Annotated in this window: 16 protein-coding genes and 1 pseudogene; 6 read left to right on the plus strand and 11 right to left on the minus strand. The window is 37.6% G+C overall.

Going from position 1 to position 14,067, the window contains the following annotated elements; genetic code table 11:
- Positions 1-246: 246 nt before the first annotated feature.
- Together BN1609_RS06050 and BN1609_RS14085 are read right to left on the minus strand one after the other, a co-directional pair.
- On the minus strand, positions 247-1,554 hold the full coding sequence (locus BN1609_RS06050) for a glycosyltransferase (protein WP_088810455.1): 1,308 nt from the start codon (positions 1,552-1,554) through the stop codon (positions 247-249).
- Positions 1,551-2,060, minus strand: coding sequence for a hypothetical protein (locus BN1609_RS14085; RefSeq protein WP_088810456.1), 510 nt, complete (start codon positions 2,058-2,060; stop codon positions 1,551-1,553). Before BN1609_RS14085 ends, BN1609_RS06050 begins: the two co-directional genes overlap by 4 nt.
- Positions 2,061-2,239: 179 nt before the next feature.
- On the opposite strand from BN1609_RS14085, the gene BN1609_RS06060 reads away from it, so the two are divergent.
- Together BN1609_RS06060 and BN1609_RS06065 are read left to right on the plus strand one after the other, a co-directional pair.
- Positions 2,240-2,869, plus strand: coding sequence for a Crp/Fnr family transcriptional regulator (locus BN1609_RS06060; RefSeq protein WP_088810457.1), 630 nt, complete (start codon positions 2,240-2,242; stop codon positions 2,867-2,869).
- Positions 2,870-3,126: 257 nt separating this feature from the next.
- On the plus strand, positions 3,127-3,600 hold the full coding sequence (locus tag BN1609_RS06065) for a Crp/Fnr family transcriptional regulator (RefSeq protein WP_244169960.1): 474 nt from the start codon (positions 3,127-3,129) through the stop codon (positions 3,598-3,600).
- A gap of 34 nt (positions 3,601-3,634) precedes the next feature.
- On the opposite strand, the gene nrdG is transcribed toward BN1609_RS06065, so the two are convergent.
- Positions 3,635-4,183, minus strand: a complete 549-nt coding sequence (gene nrdG, locus BN1609_RS06070) for an anaerobic ribonucleoside-triphosphate reductase activating protein (RefSeq protein ID WP_088810458.1) — start codon at positions 4,181-4,183, stop codon at positions 3,635-3,637.
- Complete coding sequence (gene nrdD, locus BN1609_RS06075; protein WP_088810459.1) at positions 4,176-6,326, minus strand: anaerobic ribonucleoside-triphosphate reductase; 2,151 nt, start codon at positions 6,324-6,326, stop codon at positions 4,176-4,178. Before nrdD ends, nrdG begins: the two co-directional genes overlap by 8 nt.
- Before the next feature lie 357 nt (positions 6,327-6,683).
- Here nrdD and BN1609_RS06080 point away from each other — a divergent pair, with 357 nt between their 5' ends.
- Positions 6,684-7,784 carry an ABC transporter ATP-binding protein gene (locus tag BN1609_RS06080; RefSeq protein WP_088810460.1) on the plus strand — a complete coding sequence of 367 codons (1,101 nt, stop codon included), beginning with the start codon at positions 6,684-6,686 and terminating at the stop codon, positions 7,782-7,784.
- A gap of 59 nt (positions 7,785-7,843) precedes the next feature.
- Here the strand turns inward: BN1609_RS06080 and BN1609_RS06085 are convergent, their stop codons facing one another.
- The gene (locus tag BN1609_RS06085) at positions 7,844-8,812 is read right to left on the minus strand and encodes a Gfo/Idh/MocA family protein (protein ID WP_088816070.1); all 969 of its coding nucleotides are present in this window, start codon (positions 8,810-8,812) and stop codon (positions 7,844-7,846) included.
- A 108-nt stretch (positions 8,813-8,920) separates the two neighbouring features.
- Here BN1609_RS06085 and BN1609_RS06090 point away from each other — a divergent pair, with 108 nt between their 5' ends.
- Positions 8,921-9,496, plus strand: a complete 576-nt coding sequence (locus BN1609_RS06090) for a PadR family transcriptional regulator (protein WP_159458327.1) — start codon at positions 8,921-8,923, stop codon at positions 9,494-9,496.
- Positions 9,497-9,712: 216 nt separating this feature from the next.
- Here the strand turns inward: BN1609_RS06090 and BN1609_RS06095 are convergent, their stop codons facing one another.
- The 4 genes from BN1609_RS06095 to BN1609_RS14005 form a co-directional block, all read right to left on the minus strand.
- Positions 9,713-10,012: a hypothetical protein gene (locus BN1609_RS06095; protein WP_255377325.1), complete on the minus strand. Its 300-nt coding sequence runs from the start codon at positions 10,010-10,012 to the stop codon at positions 9,713-9,715.
- Between the two features lie 383 nt (positions 10,013-10,395).
- The gene (locus tag BN1609_RS13930; RefSeq protein WP_159458328.1) at positions 10,396-10,557 is read right to left on the minus strand and encodes a hypothetical protein; all 162 of its coding nucleotides are present in this window, start codon (positions 10,555-10,557) and stop codon (positions 10,396-10,398) included.
- Positions 10,558-11,093: 536 nt separating this feature from the next.
- On the minus strand, positions 11,094-11,501 hold the full coding sequence (locus BN1609_RS06100) for a contact-dependent growth inhibition system immunity protein (protein ID WP_088816073.1): 408 nt from the start codon (positions 11,499-11,501) through the stop codon (positions 11,094-11,096).
- On the minus strand, positions 11,486-12,241 hold the full coding sequence (locus BN1609_RS14005; protein ID WP_220387159.1) for a polymorphic toxin type 28 domain-containing protein: 756 nt from the start codon (positions 12,239-12,241) through the stop codon (positions 11,486-11,488). The genes BN1609_RS06100 and BN1609_RS14005 overlap by 16 nt, the downstream gene beginning before the upstream one ends.
- Before the next feature lie 98 nt (positions 12,242-12,339).
- On the opposite strand from BN1609_RS14005, the pseudogene BN1609_RS14175 reads away from it, so the two are divergent.
- Both BN1609_RS14175 and BN1609_RS14090 read left to right on the plus strand, forming a co-directional pair.
- Positions 12,340-12,456 (plus strand): annotated as a pseudogene (locus BN1609_RS14175) (helix-turn-helix transcriptional regulator); the annotation flags it as partial.
- Between the two features lie 21 nt (positions 12,457-12,477).
- Positions 12,478-12,693, plus strand: a complete 216-nt coding sequence (locus tag BN1609_RS14090; protein WP_240310373.1) for a hypothetical protein — start codon at positions 12,478-12,480, stop codon at positions 12,691-12,693.
- A 256-nt stretch (positions 12,694-12,949) separates the two neighbouring features.
- Here the strand turns inward: BN1609_RS14090 and BN1609_RS06115 are convergent, their stop codons facing one another.
- Together BN1609_RS06115 and BN1609_RS06120 are read right to left on the minus strand one after the other, a co-directional pair.
- Positions 12,950-13,423 (minus strand): SMI1/KNR4 family protein, encoded by a 474-nt coding sequence (locus BN1609_RS06115; protein WP_088816076.1) that lies wholly within the window; start codon positions 13,421-13,423, stop codon positions 12,950-12,952.
- 23 nt (positions 13,424-13,446) lie between these two features.
- Positions 13,447-14,067 (minus strand): HNH endonuclease (locus BN1609_RS06120; RefSeq protein WP_369821885.1); only part of this gene is annotated, 621 nt, incomplete at its 5' end.

Consider the following 14,067-nt stretch of genomic DNA (forward strand, 5'->3'; position numbering starts at 1 on the left):
TTTGAATTTCAACAATTTTCCGAACTGAATTTATACAACTATCACTCATAGTCATTATCCTAAATTAATGAAGGTAATTCTTGAATTGGATACCATGTGCTTTTTCTTACTCAAAAAGTATAACACCGTTTTTTCATATGGCGTTGTGTAATCTACACACTTCCAATTTAAAAATATGGAATTTTAGTGAACTGTATATGTTCACACAAAAAAACAATAGCCCAATGAAGAGCTATTGCTTTTTTATTATTTTTGACGTCTTTCCGGGCTAGTCCAGACGCCTGTGCCAAATCCTAAAATAGTCTTCACTGCTGGAACGAATGTCATTAAAATGGTCACAGCGTTCATAATCCAGTAGAACAGTAGATAAAGCGGTGCAAACATAAAGTATTTCATTTTCTTCCCGCGGTCATCAATTAGTAGGGCGGCGAACAATTGGAGGGCGCCGGCTATCATTTCGAAGCAAACAAAGACGAAAGCGACAGCGAGCATGAGCCAGATTTGCGGGATGTCCCAGATGTACAGTAAATAGATGAAGCGAGCGACAAAAATGATACTCGAAATCCAAAAGAAGAAGGTCCACAAGATGCTTAGCGTTTGGTCAATGAATAGGGATGTTCGGCCGAGATTTTGAAACGGGTGGGACACTACCTTTTTGAAGTTTGTCAGCCACACTTCTGTCCCACCTTTTGCCCAGCGTTTGCGTTGTTTGTAAAGCATGTTTAAGGTTTCGGGCACTTCCATGAAAAAGATAATATCGGCGGCGAAAATCGATAGCCAGCCATTCATTTGGTGATCCCAAGCGATGCTAATGTCTTCTGTAGCGCGGTCTTGGCGAAACATGCCAACGTCCATTAGAGCGGCTTTTCGGTACATTGTGTTTGCCCCGCTATAGGCATAGATAACACCAAAAACGCTGCTTTGGGTCCGTTTAATAATGCCGACGATGCTTGAAAATTCGACGGTTTGAGACTTCCCAACGAGTGTTGAACGATTTTGTACGTCCATATTGGAGGTCACGGCGGCGATGTTTCTTCCGTCTTCACGGATAAAATAATTGACGTATTTCCATAAAGCATCCGGTTCAGGAACTGTGTCAGCGTCATTGCTTAAAATGAGTTCGCCTTTCGCAAAGCTTGTGCCAATGTTAAATGCGTGTGCCTTCCCTTTGTTTTTTTCGATTCTGACGACGCGTAAGTTGGGGTACTTAGCCATTAGCCGTGCTAAAATTTCTGGCGTTGTGTCTGTGGAACCGTCGTCTGTTACAAGCACTTCATAATTTTCGTAGTTTATTTTGTTCATTAAATATTCGATTGTATCCTCGATAACGATTTCTTCATTATGTGCTGGAACCATAATGGTTATAAATGGTTCTACTTCTGGCGGAATATTTGTCCAGGTTTCTTGCCTATATTTGAACAAATAAGAATAACAAAACGCTCCGAAAAACCAAGCAAGTCCTCCTAAAATAGGATAAGTAAGCAAAATAACAAAAAAGATGGTCATTGTCATATCTAAAACGGTATTTCCTGTATGAAAAAGACTTAAATTCATTTGAGTTCTACCCCTTTTTCTTTGTATAAATCACGGATTGTAGTTTCATCGATATTTTTTTCTTCAGGTATGGACACAAATTTTGCGGCCTCCCGTTCTGCTTTATCCCCAAATCGCTCTGTAAAAAATGCTTCTAATGTAGCTTCTCGTGTATTTGATTCAAATTCATCGTATGTAATTTCTTTTTGCAAGCGTTCTTCGAAATTTTTATTCGTTTTGTGTGTGAGAAATAAGAAATAAATGACAATAAAAATAATGGCTACTAATAAAAAGATGTCAAGTATTCGAAAAATCCGAATGGCTGTTTCAAAAGCGGCAAAAATAATGACGCGTTCCTTTAAAAATAAAATGGGAAACAACACTAAGCCGAATGGCAGAAAAAAGACTAGCCATGCTAAAATCGTGATGAGTATTTGGCGAACTTTTAAGCCCGTGTGCCCCGATTCAAAAAATTGATCTTCGATAAACTGCTCGTTCATTTCTTCTCTTGTCGCGTTCTCTTTCATATGTGTCAACTCCTCTAAAAAGTTATTCTTCTCTCCATTCCCTTAATCATTATTTTGTAAGCATGATTTCATAAAACATTTGACTAAATTTAAACAAAAAACAGCAAAAAAATGTGTAAATTCCACATATTCATTCGTTTCATTCTTGTTATGATAATAAAAAAAAGGAGCTGATTGAATTGTTTACCGACAGAACTAAAGAGATTTTAGAAGACTTAAACTCTAATAAACTTGATAACTCATGGATAAATTTTGAAAAATTAGTTAAAAACTCAATCATTGATGGGAAACGCTTTTTAAATGAATTCATTGTGGTTCATGAAGGGACTGTGCATATGGAAAATAAAAATGCACAGATTCTTCATTTTTTCTCAAAAGGTGACGTCATTAACCAACAAGTGGCAGGTTTAAATTTAGAAAAAAATCTATTTTTAGTCTGCGATACAGATGTTGAGATTACTTTTGTTAACCGGGAATATTTTCTAAACTTCGCAACGAATAAACCTTCTTATATGGAATGGCTACTTGAGATGACTTTACTTAACAATATGAACTTGTACAATGAGCTTATTAAATATGACTTTTCTACAGAAGGTAGGGTTGTTTATACATTACAATATTTATGTGAAAAGTTAAACACGACTCGAAAAAATGACTATTTCGCTGTACCTTCTTTTATAAATAAGGTTAAACTCGCGAAATATGGGAATATTTCACGTAAACAACTTGATAAAATTTTAGAGTCGTTAATGCAAAAAGAGCTTGTACGAATCGAAAATAAAAGGTTTTTTGTAAAAGTCCCTTCATAAAGATTTCATTTAAAATTTTATTAATTATAATGCAATAAACAGTCATTCTTCACTTTTTTCTGCTATTATGATAGTATAAATTGTTGGGAGATGACGATATTATGAATCATAGCGAGCTGCTCAGTATGGTTGAGGATTTGAATCAAAGCAAGGTGTATCCTTCACATGTAGCATTCGAGACAATACAGAGAAATCAGACGCTTGAGATTCAAAAAATGGATACACATATAGTCATTATTTTGGAGGGTTGTTTCCATTTGGAAAATAAGACCTTTCAAATTTTACAATTTTTTGTTCCAGGTAATGTTATCCACCAATCTCCCTATAAAATGGGCGTGCATGATCAATTACGTCTTATTAGTGATAGCGAAACACAAGTTGCTTTTGTAAACCGAGAATTCTTTCTAAACTTTGCTTCAAATAAAATCGAATATATGGAATGGCTGCTAAATGCAGTTACGGAAAATTCTTCGGCATTTTGTTTTGAACTCATGAAATTTGATCTTCCCACTGATAAGCGCATCATTTATACGTTACAAACTTTCTGTCAAAAAGTGGAAGCTCCCGAAATAAACGGTTATTTTGAAATCCCTAGTTTTATTACAAAAACAATGTTGTCCAAATATGGTGGCGTTTCGCGCAAAACTTTGGACAAAATTCTTATAAACTTAGTCAATCAGAATTTATTAAAAAGAGAAGATGGCAATACTTTTGTAAAAAGTCATCTTTAACCATGAAAAAAGCTTGGTCATAGCGACCAAGCTTTTACTTATATAAAACAACTTTACCACTTGCCATTGATTTTTTTACATTGATAATTCGTTGATTGCTCGAACCGCGGAAAGCTAAATTGGGGTCAAAAAGCTTTTGCTCGAAACGGCCATCAACGAGCACATCGACATAAGAAAGTAGCTCGAGTTTATCTTCTGATTCCTGCATCATTTCTTCCCACGTGTAGCCGGTCCATGACCAAATATCTTTTGAGTCGCCGAACTCCTCGCGAATTTTTTTACAAACCGTTAAACAAGTTTCCGTGTTTAGAAATGGTTCTCCGCCGAGAAGTGTTAAGCCTTGCACGGACTCATGCCGAACGTCGCGGACAATTTTTTCTAAAAGTTCCTCTGTAAACGGCACGCCGTATTGAAACGACTGCGCGGCTTTATTATAGCAACCTTCACAATGAAAAGGGCAACCAGATACATAAAGACTGCATCTGACGCCCTCCCCGTCCACAAAATTAAACGCTTTATAGTCCGCGATAAAACCGCGACTTAGTTTTTCAGATTGCCATTCTTTTGGCGCTGGATTATTCATCACGTAGCTCCATATGTTTCACACGCTTCGAAATTTCCACGTGACGCCCGTGAACCATCGGACGCTTCATCGGATTGCCCAAATAGCCACAAGTTCGCTTCACAACGTCCGCCTTTTCAGGATCTGTGTTTCCGCACTCTGGGCACTTAAATCCTTCTTCTGTTGGGGAAAACTCACCTTCAAATTCGCATTCATAACATTTATCAATTGGCGTATTTGTTCCGAGATAAGCGACTCGGTCGTAGGCATAGTCCCAAACAGCCTCTAACGCTTTGGTGTTGTGTACAATTTTTGGATACTCACAGTAATGAATGAAGCCACCTGAACAAAACTCTGGATATTCTTTTTCGAAATCAATTTTTTCAAACGGCGTAATTTTTTTGCGCACGTCGAAATGGAATGAATTTTGATAGTATTCCTTATCGGTTATGTCTTTAATAACGCCATATTTTTCGCGGTCTAGGCGATTGAAACGGTCGGTCAAGCTTTCACTTGGTGTAGAGTAGACGCTAAACCAGTAACCGTATTCTGCTTTCCACTCGTCCGCGTATTCTTTCAAACTTTTCACGATGTCGAGCGTAAAGTTTTTCGCTTCGGAATTCGTTTCCCACTCGCCACCATAAAAAACGGTCGCCGCCTCATAAAGACCAATGTAGCCGATTGAAATGGTGGAACGCTCTTTGTTAAAGAGTTCGTCAACTGCATCGCCGTCTTGTAGTCGCTTCCCGAAAGCCCCGTATTTATATAAAATCGGCGCGTTTTCTGGGCGTGCCTCTCTGACGCGATTTAAACGGAATAAAAGGGCATCTTTTACAGTTTGCATGCGCGCATGGAAAATATCCCAAAACTTCGTCTGGTCGCCGCCGCTTTGAATCGCGATTCGCGGAACATTAAGCGTGACAACGCCAAGATTATTTCGGCCGGCATTCACAAACTCGCCGTTTTCGTTCTTCCACGCTGGCAAAAACGAGCGACAGCCCATCGGAACTTTGAAGTCCCCCGTCAATTTCGTTAGCGTGTCGAAACTTAAAACGTCGGGATACATACGCTTGGCAGAACATTGTAACGCCAGTTGTTTAATATCATAATTAGGGTCGTTTTCCTCCAAATTCGTTCCTCTTTTTAACGAAAAGACAAGTTTTGGAAAAATCGCCGTGTGCTTATCTTTGCCGACTCCGCCAAGGCGAACAGTGAGGATCGCTTTTTGGATTTCGCGTGCGAACCAATCTTCCCCAAGACCAAAACCGAGCGTGACAAATGGCGTTTGACCATTGCTTGTATATAACGTGTTGATTTCATATTCCAAACTTTGCATGGCATCATAAATGTCCTTGCGCGTTTTTTCTTCAACATATTCCTTTTGCTTGGAAGCAACAACCCACTCGCCCGCTTCCTTTTCATGTTTCGCATAGTTGCGCTTAGCATAACCCGCTAAAATTTCATCGATGCGGTCGACGGAGCAACCGCCGTATTGTGAGCTCGCCACATTCGCGATAATTTGCGCGATCTGCGCGGTCGCAGTTTGAATCGACTTCGGACTTTCCACATTCGCATTCCCAATTGTAAACCCTTTTTCAAGCATTCCTTTAATGTCAATTAAACAGCAGTTCGTCATCGCGTGGTACGGGCTGTAATCCAAATCGTGAAAATGAATATCTCCTTTTAAATGCGCGTTTGATACGTGTTTAGGCAGCATATATTTCAGCGCATAGCTTTTAGCAACCGCTCCAGCCGTTAAATCGCGTTGCGTATTAAATACAGTCGCGTCTTTATTCGCATTTTCATTGACAACCGTCTTGTCTTTTTCAAGTAATTTTTGAACACTTTTCGTCATGTCGGTCACATTTTCACGTACAGCATCGCGGTCATGGCGGTATTCTATGTAGCTTCGTGCAACATCTGGATAAGCGGATTTCATCAGCGCATTTTCAACCGTATGCTGAATTTCATCAATCGTTAATTCCCCTTCACTTGGTAAAGAATTCACAATTTCAACCACAATATCATCTAAAAAAGCTTCATCCTCCACATGAATACTTTTCATTGATGCCAGCACTGCACTCCTAATTTTTATCAAATCGAAACTCGATTTTCGTCCATCTCGTTTGATAACAACTTGTTCTACAGCTTGCTCCATGTACATAACTCATTCCCCCGATTATCTTCAGTCTGTTTTTAAACAGTATTTCCCCACCGTTATAAAAACTATATCTTGTATCAGCAAAATAATCATAACACAATATAAAGTATCATTTAAAGTGATTTCCTAGATATTCGAAAAAAATAGGCCTTTAGTTCTTAATTTCACAAATATAAGTGCATGGCACCATGCTTTTCTAAAACAAGACATTCGTCCCTTTTCAAAAACACCCTTTTCTGCTCAGCTAACTTTTGTCAACATGCCCAAAAAATTCATTCGGCTTTTGTGCATGTTGCCATAGTTTTTGTAAAGCGTTTTCATTTACAATACAAGTAAGTTAAAAAGAAAGAGGCGAATAGAATGGCTCAATTATCTTTACAACATGTGTATAAAATTTATGATAATAAAGTAACGGCTGTATCAGACTTCAATTTGGAAATTGCGGACAAAGAATTTATCGTTTTCGTTGGTCCGTCTGGTTGCGGTAAATCCACAACACTTCGAATGATTGCTGGTCTTGAAGAAATTTCAAAAGGTGACTTTTATATTGATGGAAAAATGATGAATAACGTGGCACCAAAAGACCGCGACATCGCAATGGTTTTCCAAAACTACGCTTTATATCCACATATGACCGTTTACGATAACATGGCGTTTGGTCTTAAGCTTCGTAAAATGCCAAAAGCCGAAATTCAAACTCGTGTTGAAGATGCGGCCAAAATTTTAGGCCTAACCGAGTATTTAAAACGTAAGCCAAGCGCGCTTTCTGGTGGACAAAGACAACGTGTTGCCTTAGGTCGTGCGATTGTACGTGATGCAAAAGTCTTCCTAATGGATGAACCGCTATCAAACTTAGATGCTAAACTTCGTGTGCAAATGCGTGCGGAAATTACAAAACTACATCAAAAACTTGATACAACGATGATTTACGTTACCCATGACCAAACCGAAGCGATGACTATGGCGACTCGTATCGTTATTATGAAAGATGGTGTTATCCAACAAGTTGGTTCGCCAAAAGAAGTGTATGATCACCCTGTTAACATGTTCGTAGCTGGCTTTATTGGTAGCCCTGCGATGAACTTCTTTAGCGGTCGGATAGAAAATGGCCATTTCATTGGTGATGACTTCACCATCTCGATTCCAGAAGGCCAATTGAAAGTCTTAAAAGAAAAAGGCTATGACAATAAAGAAATCGTTTTCGGCATTCGTCCTGAAGATATTCACGATGAACCTCTAATGATTGAAGCTAATCCTGATTATGCCTTTGAAGCGAAAACAATTGTGGCTGAACTTACTGGTGCTGAATTCATGCTCCACAATCAAGTTGGCTCACACGAATTCGTAGCACGTGTTGATTCCCGTACAGATCACGTAAACGGCGAAACACTAACACTTGCTTTCGAAATGTCCAAAGCACACTTCTTCGACAAAGAATCTGAAATTGCATTAATTGACTAAGCTAATCCTCCCACTTCAATAAAAATAAGCGGTCGTCTAATTATAGACGACCGCTTATTCTATTTCTCAAAAGGAAATTTAATTCCCCATTGCTCCCTCACATTCGTCATAATTTGAATCACATCTTCAGTGAGTGCCATCGTTTGGCTTGCCCCGTTCGCAATGCTTTCTTCCATATCGAGGATTTCATAGGAGAGCGCTCTGTTTGAATCGCCGGCAGTCACAATTTCCTGATTGCCATTTGAATAGGTAATGCTTGCTTGGCTCGATCGCGGATACTCATCAATTGTGATAAAGCCTTTTTCGTAGGCGACGATGCCTCGTTTTGGCATTTTGGAACGGAATGTTAAACTTACAACCGCCATTTCCATTTTTTCATTACGTAAAATAATGCCTGATTGCTCGTCTACGCCCGTCTCATATTTTTTCACTGTCGTCAAAATTTCGGTTGGCGTTTCGTTCATAAAAAAGCGCGCAAACGACAAAGCATAAGTACCAATGTCAAGCAGCGCCCCGCCGCCAAGGTCTAAATTAAAAAAGCGATTAGTAGGATCATTCGGCTTCGCACTACCAAACGATGCCTGAATCATTTTAAGCTCCCCAAGTTTCCCCGAGTTCGCAATTTCTCTTAGTTTTTTATAAAGCGGCATGTGAAAAATCGTCATCGCCTCGGCAACAATCAAATTTTTCTCCGCCGCAACCGTTTGAACGGCAGCTAGTTCCGCCGTATTTATCGTTATCGCCTTTTCGACTAATATATGTTTTCCGGCTTGCACAGCTTGCATCATAAATTCAAAATGATGCGAATTTGGCGTTGCAATGTACACAACATCAATATTTTCATCGGCAAAAAGCACATCAAAGTCGTCATAAACCGTTTGAATCCCGTATTCTGCAGCAAACGCTTCGCCTTTTTCCTTTTTGCGCGCTCCAACTGCATAAATAGTGCGCCCCATCTTTTGCATCGCGTCAGCAAATTGATGCGCGATTTCGCCTGGGCCAATGATTGCCCAGTTTAGCTCGGTCATTTCCATCATCCTTTCCCTATTCATATTCTAATTTATTATAGGCATGCTCGCTTTTCTTTGTCAAAAGTCTATACTTTGGTATAATATTTTAAAATGGGGGGAATGAAAATGTCTTTAAAATTAGTCATTCTAGGCGTTCTTGACTATCAAAATGTGCATCCTTATGACGTAAAGCGCTTTTTAAAGCACTACGATTGGAATTACTTATTCCAAATTAATGATGCTAAAATTTATTATGCTTTTGATTCACTTTTAAAAAATGACTACATTTCAGTCGCTAAAGTGGTTGAAAATGAAAAGACGCCGACAAAAACGGTGTATGCGATTACAGAAAAAGGGCGCGCCCAAATTGAAAAAGAGCTTTATAAACTATTTAAAAAAGATATTTTGTCGTATAAAACGCTTTACCCGGCGTTACTTTTCTCCGACTATGCCGATAAATACAAGCTTTTGTTCTATTTAAATGAACGAAAAAACGCGGTGTCCCGCGAGCTTGAATTGAGCCACGAGCGGGCAGCGGACAAAACGGCCAATCCAGAAAACGCTGCCACTGCGCTAATTATTAAAAACGCGATTCAACATTTAAAAGCGGATGTGGATTTGCTTGATAATTGGATAGCGCGCATAGAAACCGGGACTTTTAATGGGAATATTCGCGAGGAAATGGCTGAATTTTTTGGGTAAAAACCTACTTTTAGAGATAGACTATAAAGGTTGCACTTTTCAATTGGAGAAAAGTGCAACCTTTTTGTGTGGGTACCTGTAACATTTCTTGGGTAAAGTAGTTGAAGGAAAAATCAGAAAATAGCATCAGTGATTATTTCTTCACAAATACCACTTCAATAAACTCATATTTTCTAGAAAAACTATTACATTTAATAAACATTCAAGAGGACTAGGCTAACTTAATGACCTGTCGCCAATCAGATAGTCAGATGCTTCTTCAGACAAATTCTTTTTCCCTAAAGGAAGCAATTCTTTCAATTCCTCTTCTGAAAACAACGCTCTGTTGTCAGGTACTTTAATTAGCAACTTTGGAAACTTTTTTATAAATTCTCTAACTTTTTCTTCCATGTTTCTAGATGGCCATTTTCCTGTTTCTGCATATATCATTACTTGATAAGCTTCTTCAGATGATTTGAATGCTTTTTCTGCAAGTTCTTTAGTTATACTACTTAATCGAACAGACCTTGTGGCCATTCAATCTTATACTTATCATCATTCTTGATTATTGCAAAACCGTTTCCTGGTATTATCTCTTCCATCAAAACATCACCTTTCTCGTTTAAATATCTCTGTCATTTTATATCCGTCGGAAGGAAGAAAAAGGGACTCACAAAATAGCTAGCACCTTGACTTATATCGAACAACTTGTCCATAATCCCATTATAGGAGTCCTTCATGACTGACTCTACTTATGAAAAAGCTTTAGATTGTTGCTTTTTCATTTATAACTTTCAGATCAGTTTAAAAGTTTATTAATAAGCAATTTAAAAATAAATCTTAGTGGTAATTTTTCTTCATTAGTCTGGCTTTCATAATCAAATCCTCAAGCGCTTCTTCCTCTTTATCAAAATTCACTATTATTCCCTGTAGTCTCGCTCGCTCATTTGTAGAAAAAACATGGTATACCCATTTTCTTTTTGTAACACCACCTCAAATGGTTGCAAAGCATAATCATTATATAGATTTACAGGTAATTTTTCAGAACTAATAATATTTAGCAACTTCTTTTGTTCCTTCATTACTACACCCTCCTATAATATTTCTTCTACTAATCCTATTTTTTCTAAGATATCTACAGAGAAAGGGAATTGCCACTTAGTTCCCCCACCGTCCGAACCAAATCCAAGAGCAATTTCTCCAACTCCAGTTTTTACTTTACTCCAATTATTTCCATAATATATTTGTACATCATTATAAATTTTTATTTTTCAGGTTACTATTAGTACAATTATCTACATAACTCTTTATATCATTAAAATCGCCAGTTACTTGATAACGATGATACTTATTCACGTCTTCAATGAACGTCCAGTACGGCAAAAGCGCCGCGCTGGGCACGTTTCGAGACTTCCGTAAGGATCTCTAAGGCTAAACCAGTTGAGCCAAAACCAAAAAAAGGTATCAGTAGTTGGTGCCTCACTAATACCGTTTCAATAACTTTACTATTTTCTAACTAAAATTATTGTACACCTAAGTCCTTTGAATTTTTGTACAATACATATTGCTTGCTTTTGTTAGTTGATGAAGTGTCTTTTTTTGCCTCATTTTTTACAGCTCACAATTTAGAAAGTACTTTTTTAAATTCTTCATATTTTTCCATAAACTCGTCTCTTTCAAAATCAAAATCCCACAAGGAATCATCTATATTTTGATCTATATGAGAAGGTAACTCTTTTAATTCCTTTCTATATATTTCCAATTTCTCAATAGGCTCTTTTGCTAACTGCTCTAAAAATTGGCCCTCCCACATTTCGCCAGCCAATGGATCTTCCAAAATAAATTCTATAGCTTTTTTTATTGCCAAATCTTCTAATACATGCTGAGAAAACATTGTATAAACATCATTTTCGTCTATTTCATCTTCTGTTTTATTTAACAATTCTTTTAACCAAATATCATATTTTTCAGTCGTAATAGGAAAATCATCACTTTCATGATAAATATCCTTTATTTTTTCAGCCATTTATCTGTACCTCCAAATTCATTAAATAAGTCATCGATCTTTTTAAGACTATCATTTGCTTTTTGTAATTCATTCTGAAGAAAATTTCTAACATCTTTAGGTAGATTAGGATTTTTTAGTGAGTTTTCAATACTTCTCCTTGAACCCATAAGAGATTTATGGGTGTTGAGCATTTCATCCAAATGATCCCAATATTTTCCAAAATCCCCTTTCTTAGGAACTGGATTCCCTTCCAAATCTCTTCTTGTTCCACTAAAATCACCGTCAGTTAAATGATCATTAATATTATTATTTATCTTCTTCACACTTTTTTTCTGAGCAGGGGTTAGCATATCCTCAATATTTTTTGGAATATCATCCACAGTCCCATTGGCTTTCTCTATTATACCATCAGCCCGTTTGCCTCCGCCACCCAGATTCACATCAAACTTCTGCAGCACATCTTTCAGATTCGCGGTCCCTTGGGCGATTTTGGAAGGCGCTTGGTTCGGGATGCCTCCCATGCCGGCTAAAGCTAGATGTGCTCGTGGCGGCAAGTTTAAAGAGCCTTTCATGGCGGTTGCCGTTTGTCCGACCTTGTCCAATCCTTTGATGCCTTTTTGTGTGGCGACCTGTAATGCGTCTTGAGTGGCGGTTTTTAGGCTGACCATCCGCGTTCTCATTTGTGTTTGACCAAGTTTGGCAATATCCCCCACTTGTGTGGGGACATTTTTCACGCCTTGTAAGAGGGCATCACTCACGTTTGCTAAATTTATGAAAGGTGATTATGTCTAAGTTTTCAGAACGCTTTAAACAACTCCGAACCGAGAAAAAAATGACATAACAAGTACTAGCTGATTTAGTCGGAGTAACTAGAGTAACCTATACTAATTGGGAAAATGGGAAAAGAGAACCTGAACTAGATAAAGTTGTAGAGCTTGCGGCAGAACTAAATAGCACGCTAGATTATTTACTAGGAACTTCAGACACTAACCATTTGGATATCACTGAAAATGGTATTAAAAATTTATCTGAAGAAGAAGCAAAAAAGCTAACAGATGTCTTGTTGAAGAATTTTCTAGCAATCACAGAAATTGGAAAAAAGAAATTTGATATGACTGATGATGAAATGGAAGTTATGAAGGTACTTGTCATAAAACAATTTCTAAAAGAAGCAGAAGAAAAAGAGAAAAATGACGCTTCTAATCCGTGAGACACTATAAAGAAAGTCAATAGACCGCTAGACTCTCCTAACGTCGCTATTGACTTTCTTTATTGGGCATGTCTGTTTATCAGTGCCCGAGGAACTCACAAAATAGCTAGCACCTTGACTTGCTCCTCGAGCGTTTTTAGCATAACATGCCCATCATTTGCTTTAGCAGTTGAATTTGTTCTTTAAAAATTCTCTTGTTTCATTCTTAGAATCTAGCAAAATAGCATGTCTACTTAAATTTCTTTTTATATTTTCACTACTCAGTTAAATTCGCCAAAAACTCTTTAAAACTAGAAAATCCTTTTAAAAATACTGGCTCTAATTCAGAAGATTCTTCGTGCTTCCATACTCCAACAGTAGGTGGATGTTCTCTATCTTTAAAACTTAAACAAAGAAAATCTCCTCCAAACAAGCTTGCAATAGGCAATAATTCAACTCCGACTAAATCCTCATTATCAGTTAATCTATCTTCAATCTGGGACAGTACAACATCTATATCGTACATACCAAGCTTATTGTTCTCACTATCCTTTAAAATGCATAAAAATCTTTCAATCACATACTCATGTGAAGAAACAGTAAAAACATTTGTAATTGGCACTGCACCATTATATTTGGAAATAAATGTCGCATATTCAATTGGCAACGTCACTTTCCAATAACTTTCTTCTTTTTCTATATCTTTTTGAGTGGGTAAAGGTAAAATTATAGATGTTTCTTCAATTTTCATAAAATCATCTCCAAACTATTTTATTATCTTGCGCTATCTGCCCACATTCCTGCAGTTCTACCACCATTATGACTTGTAATGTTGTGTATGCCAAAATCTACAAGCTCCATTTTACCAGGAATTTCAGTATGGTGCCATGTTTTACCAGGACGAGCACCACCAACTTGTTCATTTAACCAATTGAATTGTTCCTTATCTGATTTAAGCCATAAATCTTTAGGTAAGTCAATAGTTTCTTCAACTACTCCTGCGCCTTCAAAATCCGCAAATCCATATTTCATGTTTTCTACAGGAGTCACTTTTACATCAGGTATTAACCCTTCATTTACAGCCATTTCTTTTATCAATTTTTTCTGCTTAATTGATAAATTTTCTCCTCCAGAAATAGATTTATTCCATGACCATTTTTCATTTTTAGATACTATTTCAGCATATTTCTGAGAGTAACTTTGCAGAGCATCATCAAACGATGCTTTTCCATTAACAAAATCGTCAATTAGATTAGCATTAGCCCCATTGGCTTTCTCTATTATACCATCAGCTCGTTTGCTTCCGCCACCCAAATTCACATCAAACTTCTGCAGCACATCTTTCAAATTCTCCGTCCCTTGAGCGATTTTGGAAGGCGCTTGGTTCGGGATGCC

The sequence above is a fragment of the Listeria sp. ILCC797 genome, assembly GCF_900186185.1.
In the GTDB taxonomy this organism is placed as follows: domain Bacteria; phylum Bacillota; class Bacilli; order Lactobacillales; family Listeriaceae; genus Listeria; species Listeria goaensis.

Excerpts from the sequence above, each read along its gene's own strand:
- BN1609_RS06080 (WP_088810460.1), top strand. The coding sequence starts at position 6,684 with ATGGCTCAATTATCTTTACAACATGTGTATAAAATTTATGATAATAAA.
- BN1609_RS06100 (WP_088816073.1), bottom strand. The coding sequence starts at position 11,501 with ATGGCTGAAAAAATAAAGGATATTTATCATGAAAGTGATGATTTTCCT.
- BN1609_RS06085 (WP_088816070.1), bottom strand. The coding sequence starts at position 8,812 with ATGACCGAGCTAAACTGGGCAATCATTGGCCCAGGCGAAATCGCGCAT.
- BN1609_RS14085 (WP_088810456.1), bottom strand. The coding sequence starts at position 2,060 with ATGAAAGAGAACGCGACAAGAGAAGAAATGAACGAGCAGTTTATCGAA.
- BN1609_RS06115 (WP_088816076.1), bottom strand. The coding sequence starts at position 13,423 with ATGAAAATTGAAGAAACATCTATAATTTTACCTTTACCCACTCAAAAA.
- BN1609_RS13930 (WP_159458328.1), bottom strand. The coding sequence starts at position 10,557 with ATGAAGGAACAAAAGAAGTTGCTAAATATTATTAGTTCTGAAAAATTA.
- BN1609_RS06095 (WP_255377325.1), bottom strand. The coding sequence starts at position 10,012 with ATGGCCACAAGGTCTGTTCGATTAAGTAGTATAACTAAAGAACTTGCA.
- BN1609_RS06090 (WP_159458327.1), top strand. The coding sequence starts at position 8,921 with ATGTCTTTAAAATTAGTCATTCTAGGCGTTCTTGACTATCAAAATGTG.
- BN1609_RS06050 (WP_088810455.1), bottom strand. The coding sequence starts at position 1,554 with ATGAATTTAAGTCTTTTTCATACAGGAAATACCGTTTTAGATATGACA.
- nrdG (WP_088810458.1), bottom strand. The coding sequence starts at position 4,183 with ATGAATAATCCAGCGCCAAAAGAATGGCAATCTGAAAAACTAAGTCGC.
- nrdD (WP_088810459.1), bottom strand. The coding sequence starts at position 6,326 with ATGTACATGGAGCAAGCTGTAGAACAAGTTGTTATCAAACGAGATGGA.